Below are 16,844 nucleotides of genomic sequence, written 5' to 3' on the forward strand. Positions count from 1 at the left end.
GCCAGAACTCCCCGGCTCAACGACCGCCTCCAACGCGGCCCAGGATCGCCGCCACCGCGTCACGGATGAGCGAGTGGGCGTGATCGAAGTCGGCGGCCGAACGGCCATACGGATCGGGGACGTCGTCGTCGGCCACTCCCCCGCGGGTCGACGCAGCATGGCGCACCAGCAGCAAGAGGTCGTCCGACACACTCCGGCCCGGACCCGGCGAGGTCTCACCACCGCCCACGAGCCGGGCGAACTCACGCAGTGTGAAGGTGCGGCGGACGGCGGCGGGCACCAGCTCCACCACAGGGGCCCGGTGCTCGCGTGCCATCGTGAGGACCAGGTCGGCGCGCTGGATCTGCACCTCGTCGAGTTGCCGGGCGGAGAAGCCGTCGGTGCTGATGCCGCCCGCGCGCAGGAGCGCCGCCATGGGCGGGTCGATGGGACGGCCCGCCATCGCGTGCGTGCCGGCGCTCTCCACGTGCACGGACGGCCCCAGCGCAGCGGCCAGGAGACGTTCGGCGGCGGGTGAGCGACAGATGTTGCCCGTACAGACAGTGAGGATGCGGAACGTCACAACGCCCGGCTCGCAGAGCGGCGGCGCGTGGAGGGCCGAGGTTCGGGCCCGGCGGGCGCCGACGAGGCCACGGGCGCGTCCCCGTACACCTCCCGCTGGTAGTACACCGCCTTGCGGTGGCCGGCATCCTCAGGGCGCAGCTTGTTCAACACCACACCGAAGACGGTGCCCTCGGCGCGCTGGATGGAGCCGATGGCCTCTTCGAACTGAGCGGCGTCCACATCCCCGCTGCCCACCACGACGATGACGCCCCCGATGATCCGGGAGAGCGCCGCCGTATCGGTGACGGGCACCAGCGGAGCGGAGTCGAACAGCACGTGGTCGTAGCGCTTCATCGCCTGGATCACCAGACCGCGCATGGCATCGGACCCCAGGAGTTCCGACGGATTCGGGGGCACCTGCCCCGCGGCCAGCACGTCCACCCCGCCCTCGACGGGCTGCACCACATCGTCCAGCGTGGCGCGTCCGATCAGGATCGTGGTCAGGCCGACCGCACCCTCGAGGCCGAGCCGCTCGGCCACCCGGGGGCGGCGCAGGTCGGCATCCACCAGCAGCACGCGCCTCCCGGTCGCGGCGAGGGAGAACGCCAGGTTGAGGATGGTCGAGGTCTTGCCCTCGCCCTCCAGCGAGGACGAGATCGCCAAGCTGCGACCGCGCCCCCCGACGCCGAGGAACTGCAGGTTGGTGCGCAGGCGCCGGAAATCCTCGGCGCGCAGCGAGTTCGGGGCGTCGACCACGGCCAGCCCGTGCCCGCGGGCGTCCGGATCGAACACGACGGTGCCGACGATCGGGGCGTCCGTCAGGTGAGCGATGTCCTCGGCGTTGCGGACCTTGGTGTCCAGCACGTGCCGCAGGAGCGCCTGCCCCACGCCCAGCATCAGTCCGACGAGCAGTCCCAGGACGAGGTTCTGGGCAACCTTCGGGCTCGTCCAGGACGTCGGGATGGCTGCGGGCTTGACGACCGTCACCTCGATGGTGGACTGGCCCTTGGCGTCCTTGGGTGAGATCTCCGCCACGACGCCGATGAGGCTCTGGGCGATGCCGCTGGCGGTCGCCGCCGCACGGGCGGGGTCGGTGTCCTCGACGGCCACCTCGAGGATCGAGGTGTTGGTGGGGACCGACACGGTCACGTTCGTGGCGAGCTCACCCGGGGTGGTGCCCAGGCGCAGCCGGTTGATCACGGGCTGCAGCACGATCGGTGTCTCCGCCACCTCGGCGAACGACTTGACCTGGCGCTCCGCGTACGTGGATCCGCTCGCGAGCTCGCCGGCCGAGTTGGCGTTCTGCACGGTGACGAACAGCGACGTGGACGACGTGTAGGTGGGGATGGTCACCAGCGAGAAGAGAGCCGCAGCCGCGACACCGAGCATCGCCAGCGCGGTGGTGCTCACCCAGAAGGTGCGCAGCACCCTGAAATAGTCACTCAACTCCACCGCGTCTGAACCACCTTCTCTGGGCCGATCGGGGACGTCGACCCCGGCCACCCTAAGCCGGGGAGCCCGCGAGTCGAAACTCTCACTGCAACTTCGCCGCGACGATGGCGGCAACCTTGGCGCCCGCGCCGGCGGTCAGGTGACCCCCGTCGAAGGCGGACGACCGGCCCGCGGCAGCGCTGAGGTCGACCCAGATCACGCCGGCAGCTGCGGCCTCCTTCTCGATCGAGCGGGCGTGCAGCGTCAACCAGTGGGGACGCGGCGAGCGGGCGCTCAGCGGCGACAACGCCGCGATCTCGGCGTCCGGCGCTGCCTTCTTGAGGGCCGCGAAGGTCGAGGCGATGAAGGGGCTCAGGGCGTAGTCGCCGTCCGCCTCGCTGCCCACGACCACGATCGCGGAGGGATTGGCCTCGGCCACCCTCGCAGCCATGCCGGCGAACGGGCGACAAGGATTCACCGAGCACGTCCCGGGCGCCATCCGGTAGCCCATCCCCTCCTCCGAGAGGTTCACGACCTTCAGGCCCAGGTCTTGGCCGAGCTGGTCGACCCAGGCGGCGTCCTTGGCATGGCCATCCCCCAGCACGACGAGCGTTCCGCCGGTCCGGGGCGGGCCCGGAGATCGCGTCGGGGAGGCACCCGTCGGCACAGCGGGAGCGGCGGCGGTCGGGCGACCGCCCGGAGCGGCCGGAACCGTCCGGGAGCGGAACAGGGCCAAGCCAGCCAGGAGCACCGTCACCAATCCGAGCACCACCAGCCCGACCAGTGCCCTTCGCTTCTGCATCAACTCTCCCCCGCACGTCCGACACGACCGCTCTCAGGCTAGCCCGTCCAGCCGCTCTCCCCGGCCAGACGCGGCGACACGGCGGCGAAGCGCCCGCCCCCGAGGGGACGGGCGCCGGCTCCACTTCGCCGAGCGCTCAGCCGAGCGTGACCTCCGGCCCGTCGACTCGCACGGTGGTGACGTCACCGCTGACCGCCGTCGACACCCAGGTCGTCTGCGGCGTGAACGAACCCGTGGCCAGGTCGGTCGCCGTCACCGTGTGGTGGGCGGACCTGCAGGTGTAGGCGTCGTTGCCGGGGAGGTTCCGCCAGCGGCAGTTCGGGGCCCCGTCGGCGGGATCGAGCCCCTGCAGGTTGCCCGAGGGCACCACCGTGGTCACCGCCTTGGTGAGGTTCGTCACCCGGTACTCGAACCGCAGCACGTCACCCACGTCGTACGTCGCCTTCGGGTTGACGAGCTTGGAGGTCACCGAGATGCGTCCGTCCTTCTCACCCTCCAGCTTGGGGACCACCACCGTGATGTGGCCGACCGAGGACCGGCCCGCGGCGTCCGTGAGCCGCACCGGGATCGGGTACGTGCCCCCCGAGGCGGAAGCGGGAACATCGACCGTCACCGAGGTCGTCGACGTCCGGCCCGGGAGGAGCCTCAGGGACGCGTCCGCCAGGGTGACCGTCCAGCCCGCGGGGGCCTCGGCCGTCAGCGAGGCGGCCTTCAGCACCGGGCCGAACTGGTTGGTCACCGACAGCTCGGTGCTCGCCGAGGAACCCCGCTCGATCGTCAGGTCGGACGCCGCCGTGATGGGCGCGCACAGTCCCTGCACCCAGGCGAGGTTGAACTTCGCGAAGACCAGCCCGTTGTGGCCGGGCTCGTACAGCAGGCCGACGGACCCGTCCGGCAGCGTCGCCAGCGTCGAGTAGGCATGGGGGCCCGCAGCGTACGTCTTGGCGGCGGGCCACGTGGCGCCGTCGTCGCAGCTCAGCCGCACCGTGCCGTTGGTCCGGGAGGTCCGGGACGCCGCGTTGCTGAAGAGCAGCACCTTGGCCTCCGCGGAGCCCTGGGGGGCGTTGGGGAAGGCCCGCACGATCGAGGCGTTGTTCGCCGGGTCGGGCAGTTCCCGATCCAGGGTCACCGGGCCGTAGGTGATGCCGCCATCGGTCGAGTACGCGACCTTGCGGTAGCCGGAGCGGGCCGAGTCGCGGGAGTTGAGCATGACGCGACCGTCGGAGAGCTCGACCGTCTTGTTCTCGTCCATCCGGGTGCCGACGGGCGTGCCCGCGTGCCACGTGGCGCCGTGGTCGTCGGAGTAGATCGAGACCGCCTGGAAGTCGTTGTTGGGCTTCACGATGGTGAACTGCTGCAGGAGTCGTCCGGCATGGGGGCCGTACTTGAGCTGGATCCCCTGACCGGACGCCGCGAAGCGTGACTTCACCGTCAGGTCCGGCGTGATGTCTGCCGTGATGAGCCGTTGCTCCCAGGTGATCCCGTCGTCGTTGCTGACGCTCACCACGGCGTGCAGGACGTTGCGGGCGGTCGGGTCGACGCCGGCGACGGACCCCAGCAGGCCGACGTCGAACGACTTCACGTGGAAGTTGAAGACGGTCCCCGTCTCGCGGTCGACGATGTAGCTCGGATCCGAGTACCCCTCGATCGGTGCGGTCGCCTTGCCCGCGCTCACGACGGTCTGGGGGCCCCAGGTGGCGCCCAGGTCGGTGGAGCGCCGCTGGAGGATCGAGTTCGGCCCCGGGGCGTCCCAGCCCGTGGGGCGCCCGTCGTAGGAGGCGAGCACGGTGCCGGCGTTCGTGACGGTCAGCGCGGGGATGCGGTAGTTCGGGAACACCCCATCACCGCCCATGGCGAGCGTCTGCTCGGTGTAGGAGGGCTTTTGGCCCGTCCAGAGCGGGTCCGCGTCGTGGTCGCCCGCGGCCTGCGCCGGTAGGGCTGTGGCCAACGCCAGCAGGACGGCCACCGAGCCGGTACTCACCCGAGTCGCTTTCTTCATTGAATCTCCATCGTGAGGCTGAACATCGGACGTCGGATGTCCGATGTTGCGAACCTAGCAAAGAGTCTCCTGCATCGGAACCCCCCTCGGGCATGGGTAGGGTGGGCCACATGGGTGAAGCGTTGAGGATCGGATTCGTCGGGGCCTCCGGAATGATGGGCCACGGCATGGCGAAGAACCTTGTCAAGAAGGGGTTTCCACTGTCCTACACGGTGCACCGCCGTGACGTGGACGACCTGCGCGAGGCCGGAGCGATCCGCGCCGAGAGCCTGGCCGCCCTCGGTCGCGACAACGACGTGGTCTTCATCTGCGTGACGGCAGCAGACGACGTCGCCCAGGTCGTCACGGGCCCGGACGGCCTGCTGACCGATGCCCGCGATGGGCTCGTGATCGTCGATTCGAGCACCTCCGAACCGTCGGTCACCCTGAAGCTCGCCGAGGCCTGCGCGGCCCGCGGCGTCCGGTTCGTCGACGCGCCGCTCAGCCGGACGCCGAAAGAGGCCGAGGCGGGCACCCTCAACGTGCTGGTCGGCGGCGACGCCGACACGCTCGCGCACATCCGGCCCGCACTCGAGTCCTTCGCCGAGAACATCATCCCCATCGGGGAGGTCGGGTCGGCCCACGCGATCAAGCTGCTCAACAACTTCGTCTTCCAGGCGCAGGTCGCGGCGCTGTCCGAGGCGTTCGCGGTCGCGGCCAAGGTCGGCGTCGACCCGAAGAAGCTCACGGACGTGATGAGCAAGGGGTTGGCCAACAGCCCGCTGTTGGGACTCATGGCCAAGACTCTGGAGGGCGAGTACGACTCCATGGCGTTCGAGCTCGACAACGCCCGCAAGGACGTCCGCTACTACACGCGCCTGGCCGGCGACAACGGCCACCCCGCCCCGGTCGGTGCCGGCGTCCACGAAACCCTCACCTTGGCCAGCGCCCTCGGGTTCGGCAGCGAGATGGTGCTGTCGGTGGTCAGGGCGCAGGAGAAGCTCGCCGGAACGCCGATCCGTGCCCGGTCGGCCGCAGAGCCCGAACGGGGCTGACCGGCGACATGGGTGAGGGCCGGCACGCGGCCGGCCCTCGGGATCTGTCGCCGGTCAGAAAGTTCCGGGGAACTTCAGCGTGAGATCGTGTTCGGGATCCGTCAGCACGACGTTGCTCCACTGCACGGTCATCGGCGGCGAGCAATCTGGCGAGAAGCTGGCGACGAGCGTCAGCGAGAAAATCGCCTTGCCGTTCTGGACGGGGAAGTAGCCGTCAACGGAGAACGACTGCTTGTTTCCGGCGCGCGGCTTGTTGCCGCCGTTGTTGACGCACTGGGCGTCGGCGGAGACGGAGATGAACACCGCGGTCTCGGAGCCGAGCCCCGCGATCTTGCCGGCGACAGTCAGGTCGTCCCCGGTGCGTGTGATCGTCGTCGCCGATTTGATGAAGTGCGGACTTCCCGCCTGTGCGGGCCCCACTGACAGGCCGAGGACGGCGAGTAGGACTGCCGCCGCGATGATGAACCCCCGGGTGATCGTGCGTTTCACGAGAATCCCCCCTTCCAGGATTGGGGACCGAGACCCGGCTCAAGAGGTAAGGCAACCCTGAGGCCAAGCCTCGATTTCAGGGTAAGCCCGCGCACTCAGGCGTGGAAGATCCCACCTTCACGGGGTCTTGGCAACCCGTTGCCTCCCCATCGAGGGGCCTGCCCGATCCTGCCGAGGGCCCGCCTCCAGACCGCCGAGGGCCGCCTCGCGCACGTCCGCGGCGGGGTGCCAAGCAAGCCCAGCCTGAATGAGACGGACACCGGCCAGCACCAGGACGAACAAGCGAATGGGCTTGTCCGGATCGCTGCCGACCACACTGAGGAGGAACCCCGCAGGCATCAGGATGGCCGCACCGAGGACCGGGTCGTCCCCCACAGCGCCCACCCGCCGGGCACGTCACCGACCGAGAGCAGCACCCTCACCAGCAATCCGAGCATCACCGAAGACCCGCGTGGGCATGCCCGGTACGGAAGACGACTTCTGCAGGTCGTCGGTCGATTGCCTGCCGGTTAACACGCGGAGCAGGAAACGCCGATCTCGACGAGCGGAGCGCCCGCCGCGCGCACGGTGGCGAGCCGTCCGACCTCTGTAGCTGCCGGCCCGTGGGCGAAGCCGAGTACCCCATGCGCGAGTGCCACCCGGCCGAGCAACCGTCATGAATCCGTACAGACGCAGCCGGGGGCCAGAGCACTCATGGCTCCAGCCCCCGGCGCGAGGTCACCTCACGAGAGGTCGACTCAGACGAGTTGCCAGACACCCCACGTCAGCGCGAAGCCGGCGAGGCCACAGATGGTCGTCAGCACGGTCCAGGTCTTCAGTCCGTCGCCCACGGTGAGGCCGAGGTACTTGGTGACGATCCAGAAGCCCGAGTCGTTGATGTGAGACAGCCCCAGGCCACCGAACCCAATCGCGAGGGTGACCAACGCGATCTGGACCGGGGAGTAGCCACCGGCGGCGATGGCCTGCGACAACAGACCTGCGGTGGTCAGGATGGCCACCGTTGCGGATCCCTGAGCGGCGCGTAGTGCGAGAGAGATGACGAAGGCGGCCACGATGAGAGGCATGCCGATCGCCGTCAGCGACGACGACAAGGCGTCGCCGATGCCCGACTCCACGAGGACGTTGCCGAACACGCCGCCAGCGCCGGTGACGAAGATGATGACCGCGACGATGGGCAGGGCAGAATCCGCGATGCGGCTCCGCTCCCCCTTGTTCCAGCGCGCCTTGGTGCCGATCACCGCGTAGGCGACCAACAGGCCGACCAGCAGTGCCGTGGTCGGCGCGCCGATGAACGAGGCGATGGGGCGCGCAGGGTCGTCCTTGCCCAGCACGGTGAGCATGACCGAGCCGATCATGATCATCAGGATGGGCAGCAGGATGAGGGCAACGACCGTGGCGGCACTCGGAACGCGTCCGGCGGCCACCAGCGCAGCCTGCTTCCCATCGACCTCTCCCGAGGTCGCCTCGGAGGCAGGCGATTCACCCATGACGATCTTGTCCACCTTGAAGAGCTTCGCGGCGAAGTACCCCACCACGCCCACCACGGCGCTGATGGCCAGACCGATGATCGTGACGATACCCACGTCGGCTCCGGTCTGCGCCGCCGCTGCGACCGGTCCGGGGTGCGGGGGCACGACGACATGCACCGTCAGCAGGACCGCGCCCACGGGGAGGGCCACCTTGAGCGGGTTGAGGTTCGCCACCTTCGCGAAACCGAAGATGAGCGGCGCCAAGATGATGAAGCCCACGTCGAAGAAGACCGGGATGCCCAGGATGAAGGCGGCGATCGTCAACGCGGCGATCACGCGCTTCTTGCCGAGCTTCTCGGTGAACGTGCGTGCGAGGTGATCAGCACCTCCGGAGACCTCGATGAGCCGGCCCAGCATCGATCCCAGGCCGACCACGATGGCGACGGATCCCAGGACCTTGCCCATGCCCGCAACCATCACGGGCACCACGTTCCCCAGCGGGATGCCCGCCACGAGCGCGGTACCCATGCTGACGAGCAGCATGGCGACGAAGGCAGGCAGCTCGACCTTGATCACCAGGAAGAGCATCACCAGCACCGCGCCGAGCGCGATCAGGAGCAGTTCAACAGCACCCATGCTCAGGCCTCCTTCCGGTTCGGCGCGATCACCTTGATGACCGACGAGTCGTCCATGGCGCCCTGGCCGTTGGCCTGACCGATCAGGTAGAGGCCCTCAGCGGCGGCCGCGATGGGCGTGGCCAGACCGGCAGCACGCGCTGCGCTGTTCACGATGCCCATGTCCTTCACGAAGATGTCGACGCGGCTCTTCACCTCCGCACCTCCCTCGTCGTAGGCCTGCAACATGCGCGGGCCGCGATCGCCCAACATGAAGGACGCAGCTGCACCCGCACCGAGCGTCTGGAGGGCGAGCCTGGGGTCGATACCGAGCGCGTCCGCCAGGGCCAGCGCCTCGGCACCGGCGGCGATGTGGACGCCGCACAACAGCTGGTTGACGGTCTTCATGGCCTGCCCATCACCGGGCTTGTCGCCGATCCGCACCAAGGTGGATGCGAGCTGGTTGAGGGGACCCTCCGCAGCCGCGAAGGCGTCATCGTCCGCGCCGACGGTGATGAGCAGGTCACCCTTGCCGGCCCGGACCGGCCCCCCCGAGATGGGGGCGTCCACGAGGCGGATGCCATCCGCGGCAAGGCGAGCCGCGACGACGCGGACAGCGTCGATGCCCACGGTGGACGTCAGCAGGATGCTCGCCCCCTCGGCGAGCACGGCCACGACGCCCTCGGCGCCGTACAGGGCCTCGTCGAGCTGGCTGCCGTTCCGCACGGCCAGCAACACAATGTCGGCACCGTCCGCCGCCTCGCGTGCGCTGGGTGCGGACGCCACCCCTGCAACGGCAGCGAGGGCGAGCCGGTCGGGATTGATGTCGAAACCTCGGACGGAGTACTTCTCGGCCAGGCGCGTAGCCATCGGCAGCCCCATCGCGCCGAGGCCGAGCACGGCAATTTCTGGATCAGTCATGTTGGTTGCTCCTTCTAGGAGAGTCAGTTGGTGAGCTTGTCGGCCACGTCGGCCAGCGATTGGTCGCCGCCGACGTTGCCGGCGAAGACGATGTAGGGGATGCCCTGCGCAGGCCCGCTGATGGGCTCCCAGAGCGAAACGATGCCCGGCAGCATCGGGCCGCGGACGATCGCACGCCCTATTTCGAGGCCACGTGCCGCCACGTCCGACGACGTGATGCCGCCCTTGGCGATGACGAAGCGCGGGGGCGCCACGTCGAGCACGGAGCGAACCACCTGGACAACGGCGTCCGAGACGGCGCGGGCGATGCGAAGGGAGTCCTCGCCGTCGGTCCCCTTTACGAGGAGGCGGCTGGTGCGCACCACCACGTTGCCGTGATCCAAGGCGTCCGCCACCTGCTGGACGATCTGCGCCACCTGAGCGGGCGCCTCATCCGAGAGGACCTTGGTCACGTCGATCTCGAACTCCTGGGGCCTCCGGCGCTCGCGAAGCGCATCCAGTTGGCGAGTCGTGAGGCCGACGTGGGAGCCCACCACGATGAGACCGCCGCGAGCAGATCCGTCCGGACGGATGCCAGCCACGTCCGCGGCTGTCAGCGGCTCGCGCACCGGTTGCCCGATGAGCGCCCGCACGAAGGGCGGCCCCACCCGGAACACGAACCGCTTGCCGAGGGCTTCTGCCTGCTGCAATCCGAGGGCCAAGCTACGCAGGTCGGATTCCTCGACGGTGTCGACCACCGCCACGGCACCGCCCGTCAGGCCCTTCAGCTTCTCCACCACCGCAGCGCCGTCGGCGCGGAGGTCGTCCAGAGTGATGGAGGCCACCTCGGTGGCGGGAATGCGGCCGCCCGACTTCTCCTGCACCCAGTCGCGCAGGTCGGAGCTCCGGTACCCGAACGTCGCATCGCGCGCGAACTCGCTCTCACCCACCGGCTGGAATCCCTGGGCGTCGCTGCCCGCATAGTGCATCGCCCCGACGGTGATCCGGCCGGCGTCGCCGAACGCGGGAACCACGATGACACCGTCGATCGCGACACCGGAGGCGGCCAGCACGTCGATGATCGTCTCCGGCTCCAGGGGAAAGTGCCCCCGGAGCGTTGAATCGCTGCGAGAGACGAAGTCGACCTGCACTCCGAGCCGTTCCGCCGCCGCAAGGGCCGCAGCCACCACCTCGCGGTTGCGCGCTGCTGCAAGGTCGGGCCCCAAGGACCGCGAGTTGGTCATCACGTACACGGCGGGGGCGCCCGTCCCCAGGGCCCACGCCAAGTCATCCACCCCCCAAGCGTTGAGGACCGGCAGGTCCGCCACGGATTGGGTCCCCGTGGGATCGTCGTCCAGCACAACAAGCTGGCGCCCCCCGTCGCGAGCCTTCTCCACGTCCCGCGCGACGATGTCCAGCGGGGGTGGATAACCCGCGAGAAGTTCTTGTTTGGTCAGCATGGCACCTCCTCGTGCAACACCTCAGACCTCTGAGGTCTGAGCTCAGAGGAGACAGTACCAAGATGCCGGCGCCCTGTGAAGGGGTCTTCAGGCTCTGCGCTACCGGTTGAAGTGGACCTGGGTGTCCCGCTGCGTCTGACGCATGTGTGACCGCATGGCCTTCCGTGCCGCCACCCGATCACGAGCCTCCAGCGCGAGCAGCACCTTGCGATGCTCGTCGATCGCGTGCTCGCGGATCCCGCCGTACTTCGAGGTCTCCCGCCGCGCCTCCACCAGCGATCGGGCCAGCGGCTGCAGTGTGGCGATGAGGAAGGGGTTCTGGCACCCATTCAGGATCACGTCGTGGAAGGCAAGGTCAGCGGCGACCATGCGAGGGACATCCTCCCGGGAGTGCGCTTCGACCATGTCACTCAGGTGTCGTCGCAATTGGTCCAGCTGTTCATCCGTCACGAGCGTGGCGAACCGCTCGGCGGCACCTACCTCCAGGTAGCCACGCACGTCCAGGAGCTGGCCCATGACGTCGGCCTGGTTGGCACCCTGGACGCGCATCAGTGCGTCGACGGACAGCCACTGCTCCACGGGTGCGACGAAGGTGCCCCGCCCCTGCAGCACCTCAAGCACCCGCTGGGCGGCCAGGACCTTCACCGCTTCACGCACCGTGAGCCGGCTCGCCCCCGAGAGCTCAGCGAGATCGGATTCCCCGGGGAGCTGGTCCCCTACGCGGAATGTGCCCGCCTCGATCGCGGACAAGATGAACTCCACCACCGCGTCAGCCCTGCTCGGTCCGACCATTACACCCCCTCAGACCTCTGATGTTACGAAGGTAGCAGCCCAATCCCTGCACCACTCCTCAGGGCGACTCCCTGTTGACGGGCCTACGCATTGCATATCCCCGCACGGGTGGAGCAAACCGTCGGGCCCAGTCACCCGGATCACCGGCAGACATCGCCAAATCATACCCCCGGGGGTATGCTGACCCCAATCCGCCCAGAGGAGTCCGCCATGACCCAGGCCCAGGAAGCCGCCACGACCCCGCCCCTCGACCCCGCCGCCACCGACGCGATCATCAAGCGCCTCCGTCGCGCCGAGGGCCAACTGGCGGGCGTCATCAGGATGCTCGAGGCCGGCCGGTCATGCGAGTCCGTGGTCACCCAGATCTCGGCGGTCTCGAAGGCGCTGGACCGCGCGGGGTTCACGCTCATCTCCTCCACCCTGCGGGGATGCCTGACCGCCACCGGGACCCCCAACCAGGAAGACGTCGCCCGCCTGGAGAAGCTCTTCCTCTCGCTCGCCTGACCGCATACCCCGGAGGGCATTTTGCGTATACCCCGGGGGGTATGTAATGTTGGGACGGAAGTCCCCGCCGCGCAGCGGCCAACCGAAGGAGAACCATCCATGTGCAGCCCCACCACCTGCAGGGTTTGCAGCAAGACGACCTGGGCCGGATGCGGCCAGCACGTCGCTCAGGTCAAGGCGTCCGTGCCGAAGGCCAACTGGTGCGACCAGAAGCACACCCCCGAGGAGATCGCCGCTGCGAAGCCGGCCAACATCTTCTCCCGCATCTTCGGCTGATCCTTCAGACACGCATGAGGGCCCCGGTTCCGCGAACCGGGGCCCTCAGTGCGCCGTGAGCCGCTACAGGTTGTACCCCACCGCGCGGAGCTGCTCGCGACCCTCGTCGGTGATGTTGTCGAGCGTCCACGGCGGCAGCCAGACCCAGTTGATCGTGGCCGAGTTCACCAGCGGGCCGAGGGCGACCTGCGTGTCGTACTCCAGCCGGTCGGTCAGCGGGCACGTCGGGGACGTGAGCGTCATGTCGATCGTGGCGTTGTTCTCGTCGTCGAGATGGATCCCGTAGACGAGACCGAGGTCGACCACGTTCACCATGAGCTCGGGGTCGACCACGTCGCGCATGGCCTCCTCGAGGTCCTCGATGCTCGGACGGTCGGCCTGGATGGCGGGGGCCGTGCCCGGGGCGTCCGGGAACGTGTCCTTCACCAGGTCGGACGGGCGGGTCTGGTCGGTCATGACTCCTCCTTGTGAGTGAGTGCTTGGGCGACGGCGTCCTTCCAGGCCGACCAGCCCAGCAGGGCGCACTTCACGCGCGCGGGGAATTGGGCAACCCCCAGGAACGCGACGCCGTCCTCCAGGACGTCCTCGTCGGGCTCGTGGTTGCCCTGGCTGTGCATCATCTCGCCGAAGGCCGCGGCGATCGCCAGCCCTTCGTCGACCGACTTGCCGACCACCAGGTCGTGCATGACGGAGGTGGAGGCCTGGGAGATCGAGCACCCGACGGCGTCGTAACCGACGTCGACGACCGTCTCCCCGTCCAAATGGACGCGCAGGAGGATCTCGTCGCCGCACGACGGGTTGACGTGCGTGACCTCCGCCTCGAACGGCTCCCGCAGGCCCGAGCCGTGCTTGGCCTTGTAGTGGTCCAGGATGATCTCCTGGTACATCTGCTCCACGCTCATCGGCTGCCTCCGAAGCTGTGCCCGCTGAAGAAATCGCGAGTGTGGTCGAGCGCCTCGACGAGGCGATCGATCTCGTCCGGCGTCGTGTAGAGGTACGCGGACGCCCGGGACGAGGCCTGGATGCCCAGCCGCTGGTGCAGCGGACGCGCACAGTGGTGGCCGCCACGCACGGCGACGCCGCGGCTGTCCAGCAGCTGCATGACATCGTGCGGGTGAATGTCGAAGCCGTCCGCACTGGTCAGCGTGAACGAGATCGCTCCCCCCCGGTCGACGGCGTCGGTCGGCCCGAGGATCCGCAGACCCTCCACCAGCTGAAGCTGCTCCAACGCGTAGGCGGTGACCAGGTTCTCGTGCTGGGCGACGCGTGCCATGCCCACGGTGGACAGGTAGTCGACCGCCGCACCCAGCCCGATGGCCTGGGCGATCGGCGGCGTCCCCGCCTCGAAGCGGGCCGGAGGGCGCGCGAACGTCGACCCCTCCATGCGGACGATCTCGATCATCTCGCCGCCCCCCAGGAACGGCGGCAGCTTCTCGAGGAGCTCGTAGCGGCCCCACAGGACACCCAGGCCGGTCGGGCCGAGCATCTTGTGTCCGGTGAACGCGAGCAGGTCCACGCCCAAGGTGGTGACGTCGACGGGCATCTGCGGGACGGCCTGCGAGCCGTCCACCACGAACACGGCGCCGACGGAGTGCGCCTTCTCGGCCAACCTGGCGATCGGGTTGATCGTGCCCAGCACGTTGCTCACCCAGGTCAGCGAGACGATCTTCGTCCTCTCGTTGACCAGGCCCGACTCCTCGGCGGAGTCGAGGTCGAGGCGTCCTTCGTCGGTGATGTCGTACCAGCGCAGGGTGGCTCCCGTCCGCTGGCACAGCAGCTGCCAGGGCACGATGTTGGAGTGGTGCTCCATCACGGAGACCACGACCTCGTCGCCCGGGCCGAGCGACAGGTGGTCACCGAGGGTGTGCGCCGCGAGGTTGAGCGCCTCGGAGGCGTTCTTGGTGAAGACGACCTCCTCGGGCCGAGCCCCGATGAAGGACGCCACCTTGGCGCGTCCCCCCTCGAAGGCAGCGGACGCCTCGGCCCCCAACGTGTGCATCGCCCGGGCGACGTTCGCGTTGTGGAACAGCAGGTGGTTGGCCATCTCCTCCACCACGCTGCGCGGCTTCTGCGACGTGTTCGCCGAGTCGAGATACACGAGCGGGTGGCCATTGATGTGCCGGCCGAACACCGGGAAGTCACCCCGGACGATTCCCGGCAGCGCAAAGGCGGCGGCGGGAACCGTGGACTCCCCCAGCCTGACCACTGCCGCGGACTCGGTGTCAGGCATTCGCCCGCGCCGCCGCGATGTAGGCGTCGTAGCCGGTCTCCTCGAGCTTGGCGGCCAACTCGGGGCCACCCTCGGTGACGACGCGGCCGTCGACGTAGACGTGCACGAAGTCGGGCTGGATGTAGTTCAGGATGCGCGTGTAGTGCGTGATCAGCAGGACGCCGCGATCACCCTGGGCCGTGTAGCGGTTCACGCCGTCGGCGACGACCCGCAGGGCGTCGATGTCGAGGCCCGAGTCGGTCTCGTCCAGGATCGCGTACTTCGGGTTGAGCAGCTGCAGCTGGACGATCTCCGCGCGCTTCTTCTCACCGCCGGAGAAGCCCTCGTTGAGGGAGCGGCTCGAGAAGGACGAGTCGAGGCCGAGTTCACCCATGGCCTGGTTGACCTCCTTCACCCACGTGCGGACCTTCGGGGCCTCGCCGTCGACCGCGGTCTTGGCGGTGCGCAGGAAGTTCGACATCGAGACGCCGGGCACCTCCACCGGGTACTGCATGGCCAGGAACAGGCCGGCGCGGGCGCGCTCGTCCACGCTCAGCTCGTTGAGGTCGGTACCGTCCAGGGTCACGGTGCCCGAGGTGATCTGGTACTTCGGGTGACCGGCGAGGCTGTAGGCCAACGTCGACTTGCCCGAGCCGTTCGGACCCATGATGGCGTGGACCTCACCGGGGTTGATCGTCAGGTTGACGCCCTTGAGGATCTGCTTGGGGCCATCCTCGGTGAGGACGTCGACGTGCAGGTCGTTGATGACGAGGGACATGGTGTTCAGGACTCCTGGTTGCTGTGCGTGTAGACGTTCGGATCGATGGGCTGGGCGAGATCGACGAACACATCGTCGCCCTCCACCTTGACGGGGTAGACCGGCACGGGCCGGGTGGCCGGGAGGTCGAGGGCCTCCCCCGTGCGCAGGTCGAAGCGGCTGCCGTGGGCGAAGCACTCGATGGTGGCATCCGCCACCTCGCCGAGGCTCAGCATGACGCGTCCGTGGCTGCACTCGTCGCGGATGGCGAACAGCTCACCCTCGTGCTGGACGATCGCCACCAACTCGTCGGCGACCTCGACCGAGAGCGGCTTGTCGTCCACGAGGTCGGATGCGTAGCAGGCGTGGGACCAGCTCACTGGGCCGCCACCGACTTCGCGAGCTCGCGCTCGACCTCGGCGAGCAGGCGCTCCTCGACGTCGGCGATGCCGATGCGGCGGATGATGTCGATGAAGAAGCCCATCACCACCAGGCGCTTGGCCTCGACGGGGTCGATGCCGCGGCTGGTCAGGTAGAACAGGTGCTCATCGTCGAAACGGCCCGTCGTGGAGCTGTGGCCGGCACCGGCGATCTCGCCGGTCTCGATCTCGAGGTTCGGCACCGAGTCGGCGCGGGCGCCCTCGCTCAGGACGAGGTTCTTGTTGCTCTCGTAGGTCTCGATGCCCTCGGCGACCTTGCGGATCACCACGTCACCGATCCAGACGGCGTGGGCGTCCTGCCCCTGCAGCGCGCCGCGGTAGTCGACGTTGCTCTTGGTGTGGGGGGCGTTGTGGTCGACGAACAGGCGGTGCTCGATGTGCTGACCGGCGTCGGCGAAGTACAGGCCGTACAGCTCGGCACTGCCGCCGGGACCGGCGTAGTCGACGTTCGTGTGCATGCGGACGACGTCGCCGCCGAAGCTCACGTTGACGTGGCGGTAGGTGGCGTCCTTGCCCACACGGGCGGTGTGCTCCGCGGCGTGCAGGGTGTCGTCCGCCCAGTCCTGGAGCGACACGAACGTGAGGTTCGCGCCGTCCCGGACGTCGATCTCGACGTTCTCGAGCTGCTGGGTGGAGCCCGTGTGACGGAACACGACGGTCGCCTTGGAGTTCGGCTCGGCCACGATGACGTGGACGGCGCTGCTGCGGCGTCCGGCGTCCCGGCCCTCGATGTCGAGCCGGATCGGCTCGGCCACCTCGGCATTGGCCGGGATGCGCAGGTGCAGGGCCTGGTCGCAGCCGAGGTTGGCCAGCGCGGCCAGACGGTCGCCCGGCACCAGGACGGTGCCGCGCGGGGCCTGTCCGGGCGCGAGGTTGCCCGATTCGATGCCCTCGGGTGCGCTGAGGGTGAACTCGACGGCCGGGTCGCCCTCGCGATCCTCGTTCGGGCGCTCCTCGAGCAGCGGCTTCATGCGGCGGACCGGGGTGAACCGCCACACCTCCTCGCGGCCCTGGGGCATCGGGTGGTCGGCCAGGTCGAAGCTGGGCTGGGGATGCAGGTGCGACTCGAGGGTCTCGATCGCGCCGGCGACGTTGGGTACTTCGGTGATGGTCACAGTTTTCTCG

Annotated in this window: 18 protein-coding genes; 3 read left to right on the plus strand and 15 right to left on the minus strand. The window is 68.9% G+C overall.

The features are described 5' to 3' along the window. Window positions 1-16: 16 nt before the first annotated feature. The 4 genes from AC5YDA_RS00935 to AC5YDA_RS00950 all read right to left on the minus strand — a co-directional run bounded on the left by AC5YDA_RS00935 (window position 17) and on the right by AC5YDA_RS00950 (window position 4,775). Window positions 17-562: an arsenate reductase/protein-tyrosine-phosphatase family protein gene (locus AC5YDA_RS00935; RefSeq protein WP_496188015.1), complete on the minus strand. Its 546-nt coding sequence runs from the start codon at window positions 560-562 to the stop codon at window positions 17-19. Then, entirely contained in the window at window positions 559-1,971 is a 1,413-nt protein-coding gene (locus tag AC5YDA_RS00940; protein WP_496192709.1) for a tyrosine-protein kinase domain-containing protein, read from the minus strand. The genes AC5YDA_RS00935 and AC5YDA_RS00940 overlap by 4 nt, the downstream gene beginning before the upstream one ends. Window positions 1,972-2,077: 106 nt before the next feature. After that, the gene (locus AC5YDA_RS00945) at window positions 2,078-2,776 is read right to left on the minus strand and encodes an SGNH/GDSL hydrolase family protein (protein WP_496188017.1); all 699 of its coding nucleotides are present in this window, start codon (window positions 2,774-2,776) and stop codon (window positions 2,078-2,080) included. 136 nt (window positions 2,777-2,912) lie between these two features. After that, entirely contained in the window at window positions 2,913-4,775 is a 1,863-nt protein-coding gene (locus AC5YDA_RS00950) for an exo-alpha-sialidase (protein ID WP_496188018.1), read from the minus strand. 110 nt (window positions 4,776-4,885) lie between these two features. Here AC5YDA_RS00950 and AC5YDA_RS00955 point away from each other — a divergent pair, with 110 nt between their 5' ends. After that, entirely contained in the window at window positions 4,886-5,809 is a 924-nt protein-coding gene (locus tag AC5YDA_RS00955; protein ID WP_496192710.1) for an NAD(P)-dependent oxidoreductase, read from the plus strand. Between the two features lie 54 nt (window positions 5,810-5,863). Here AC5YDA_RS00955 and AC5YDA_RS00960 read toward each other — a convergent pair whose 3' ends face one another. The 5 genes from AC5YDA_RS00960 to AC5YDA_RS00980 form a co-directional block, all read right to left on the minus strand. After that, complete coding sequence (locus AC5YDA_RS00960; RefSeq protein WP_496192711.1) at window positions 5,864-6,298, minus strand: hypothetical protein; 435 nt, start codon at window positions 6,296-6,298, stop codon at window positions 5,864-5,866. Window positions 6,299-7,035: 737 nt separating this feature from the next. Continuing rightward, window positions 7,036-8,403 carry a GntP family transporter gene (locus AC5YDA_RS00965; RefSeq protein ID WP_496192712.1) on the minus strand — a complete coding sequence of 456 codons (1,368 nt, stop codon included), beginning with the start codon at window positions 8,401-8,403 and terminating at the stop codon, window positions 7,036-7,038. Between the two features lie 2 nt (window positions 8,404-8,405). Continuing rightward, window positions 8,406-9,302 (minus strand): NAD(P)-dependent oxidoreductase, encoded by an 897-nt coding sequence (locus tag AC5YDA_RS00970; RefSeq protein WP_496192713.1) that lies wholly within the window; start codon window positions 9,300-9,302, stop codon window positions 8,406-8,408. Window positions 9,303-9,325: 23 nt separating this feature from the next. Then, window positions 9,326-10,741, minus strand: coding sequence for a four-carbon acid sugar kinase family protein (locus AC5YDA_RS00975; protein ID WP_496192714.1), 1,416 nt, complete (start codon window positions 10,739-10,741; stop codon window positions 9,326-9,328). Between the two features lie 99 nt (window positions 10,742-10,840). After that, window positions 10,841-11,533, minus strand: a complete 693-nt coding sequence (locus AC5YDA_RS00980) for a FadR/GntR family transcriptional regulator (RefSeq protein WP_496192715.1) — start codon at window positions 11,531-11,533, stop codon at window positions 10,841-10,843. 210 nt (window positions 11,534-11,743) lie between these two features. On the opposite strand from AC5YDA_RS00980, the gene AC5YDA_RS00985 reads away from it, so the two are divergent. Together AC5YDA_RS00985 and AC5YDA_RS00990 are read left to right on the plus strand one after the other, a co-directional pair. After that, window positions 11,744-12,037 (plus strand): metal-sensitive transcriptional regulator, encoded by a 294-nt coding sequence (locus tag AC5YDA_RS00985; RefSeq protein WP_496188027.1) that lies wholly within the window; start codon window positions 11,744-11,746, stop codon window positions 12,035-12,037. Between the two features lie 99 nt (window positions 12,038-12,136). Further along, window positions 12,137-12,313: a DUF8730 family Cys-rich protein gene (locus AC5YDA_RS00990; RefSeq protein WP_496188028.1), complete on the plus strand. Its 177-nt coding sequence runs from the start codon at window positions 12,137-12,139 to the stop codon at window positions 12,311-12,313. A gap of 63 nt (window positions 12,314-12,376) precedes the next feature. Here AC5YDA_RS00990 and AC5YDA_RS00995 read toward each other — a convergent pair whose 3' ends face one another. Genes AC5YDA_RS00995 through sufD form a run of 6 tightly spaced genes read right to left on the minus strand, consistent with a single transcriptional unit; the run spans window position 12,377 to window position 16,834 of the window. Next, window positions 12,377-12,769, minus strand: coding sequence for a metal-sulfur cluster assembly factor (locus AC5YDA_RS00995; protein ID WP_496188029.1), 393 nt, complete (start codon window positions 12,767-12,769; stop codon window positions 12,377-12,379). Next, window positions 12,766-13,215 carry a Fe-S cluster assembly sulfur transfer protein SufU gene (sufU, locus tag AC5YDA_RS01000; protein ID WP_496188030.1) on the minus strand — a complete coding sequence of 150 codons (450 nt, stop codon included), beginning with the start codon at window positions 13,213-13,215 and terminating at the stop codon, window positions 12,766-12,768. Before sufU ends, AC5YDA_RS00995 begins: the two co-directional genes overlap by 4 nt. Further along, the gene (locus AC5YDA_RS01005) at window positions 13,212-14,543 is read right to left on the minus strand and encodes a cysteine desulfurase (protein WP_496188031.1); all 1,332 of its coding nucleotides are present in this window, start codon (window positions 14,541-14,543) and stop codon (window positions 13,212-13,214) included. Before AC5YDA_RS01005 ends, sufU begins: the two co-directional genes overlap by 4 nt. Continuing rightward, the gene (sufC, locus tag AC5YDA_RS01010; RefSeq protein WP_496188032.1) at window positions 14,536-15,300 is read right to left on the minus strand and encodes a Fe-S cluster assembly ATPase SufC; all 765 of its coding nucleotides are present in this window, start codon (window positions 15,298-15,300) and stop codon (window positions 14,536-14,538) included. Before sufC ends, AC5YDA_RS01005 begins: the two co-directional genes overlap by 8 nt. Before the next feature lie 5 nt (window positions 15,301-15,305). Next, a complete protein-coding gene (locus tag AC5YDA_RS01015; protein WP_496188033.1) occupies window positions 15,306-15,659 on the minus strand; it encodes a non-heme iron oxygenase ferredoxin subunit in 354 nt (117 codons plus the stop codon). Further along, the gene (sufD, locus tag AC5YDA_RS01020; RefSeq protein ID WP_496188034.1) at window positions 15,656-16,834 is read right to left on the minus strand and encodes a Fe-S cluster assembly protein SufD; all 1,179 of its coding nucleotides are present in this window, start codon (window positions 16,832-16,834) and stop codon (window positions 15,656-15,658) included. Before sufD ends, AC5YDA_RS01015 begins: the two co-directional genes overlap by 4 nt. Window positions 16,835-16,844 lie beyond the last annotated feature (10 nt).

This window comes from Propioniciclava sp. LT294 (assembly GCF_059516005.1).

What these genes read in the sequence shown, in the direction of transcription:
- AC5YDA_RS00975 (WP_496192714.1), bottom strand. Translation starts at nt 10,741, where the DNA reads ATGCTGACCAAACAAGAACTTCTCGCGGGTTATCCACCCCCGCTGGAC.
- AC5YDA_RS00950 (WP_496188018.1), bottom strand. Translation starts at nt 4,775, where the DNA reads ATGAAGAAAGCGACTCGGGTGAGTACCGGCTCGGTGGCCGTCCTGCTG.
- AC5YDA_RS00980 (WP_496192715.1), bottom strand. Translation starts at nt 11,533, where the DNA reads ATGGTCGGACCGAGCAGGGCTGACGCGGTGGTGGAGTTCATCTTGTCC.
- AC5YDA_RS01005 (WP_496188031.1), bottom strand. Translation starts at nt 14,543, where the DNA reads ATGCCTGACACCGAGTCCGCGGCAGTGGTCAGGCTGGGGGAGTCCACG.
- sufU (WP_496188030.1), bottom strand. Translation starts at nt 13,215, where the DNA reads ATGAGCGTGGAGCAGATGTACCAGGAGATCATCCTGGACCACTACAAG.
- AC5YDA_RS00985 (WP_496188027.1), top strand. Translation starts at nt 11,744, where the DNA reads ATGACCCAGGCCCAGGAAGCCGCCACGACCCCGCCCCTCGACCCCGCC.
- sufC (WP_496188032.1), bottom strand. Translation starts at nt 15,300, where the DNA reads ATGTCCCTCGTCATCAACGACCTGCACGTCGACGTCCTCACCGAGGAT.
- AC5YDA_RS00970 (WP_496192713.1), bottom strand. Translation starts at nt 9,302, where the DNA reads ATGACTGATCCAGAAATTGCCGTGCTCGGCCTCGGCGCGATGGGGCTG.
- AC5YDA_RS00945 (WP_496188017.1), bottom strand. Translation starts at nt 2,776, where the DNA reads ATGCAGAAGCGAAGGGCACTGGTCGGGCTGGTGGTGCTCGGATTGGTG.
- AC5YDA_RS00990 (WP_496188028.1), top strand. Translation starts at nt 12,137, where the DNA reads ATGTGCAGCCCCACCACCTGCAGGGTTTGCAGCAAGACGACCTGGGCC.
- AC5YDA_RS00965 (WP_496192712.1), bottom strand. Translation starts at nt 8,403, where the DNA reads ATGGGTGCTGTTGAACTGCTCCTGATCGCGCTCGGCGCGGTGCTGGTG.
- AC5YDA_RS00955 (WP_496192710.1), top strand. Translation starts at nt 4,886, where the DNA reads ATGGGTGAAGCGTTGAGGATCGGATTCGTCGGGGCCTCCGGAATGATG.
- AC5YDA_RS00995 (WP_496188029.1), bottom strand. Translation starts at nt 12,769, where the DNA reads ATGACCGACCAGACCCGCCCGTCCGACCTGGTGAAGGACACGTTCCCG.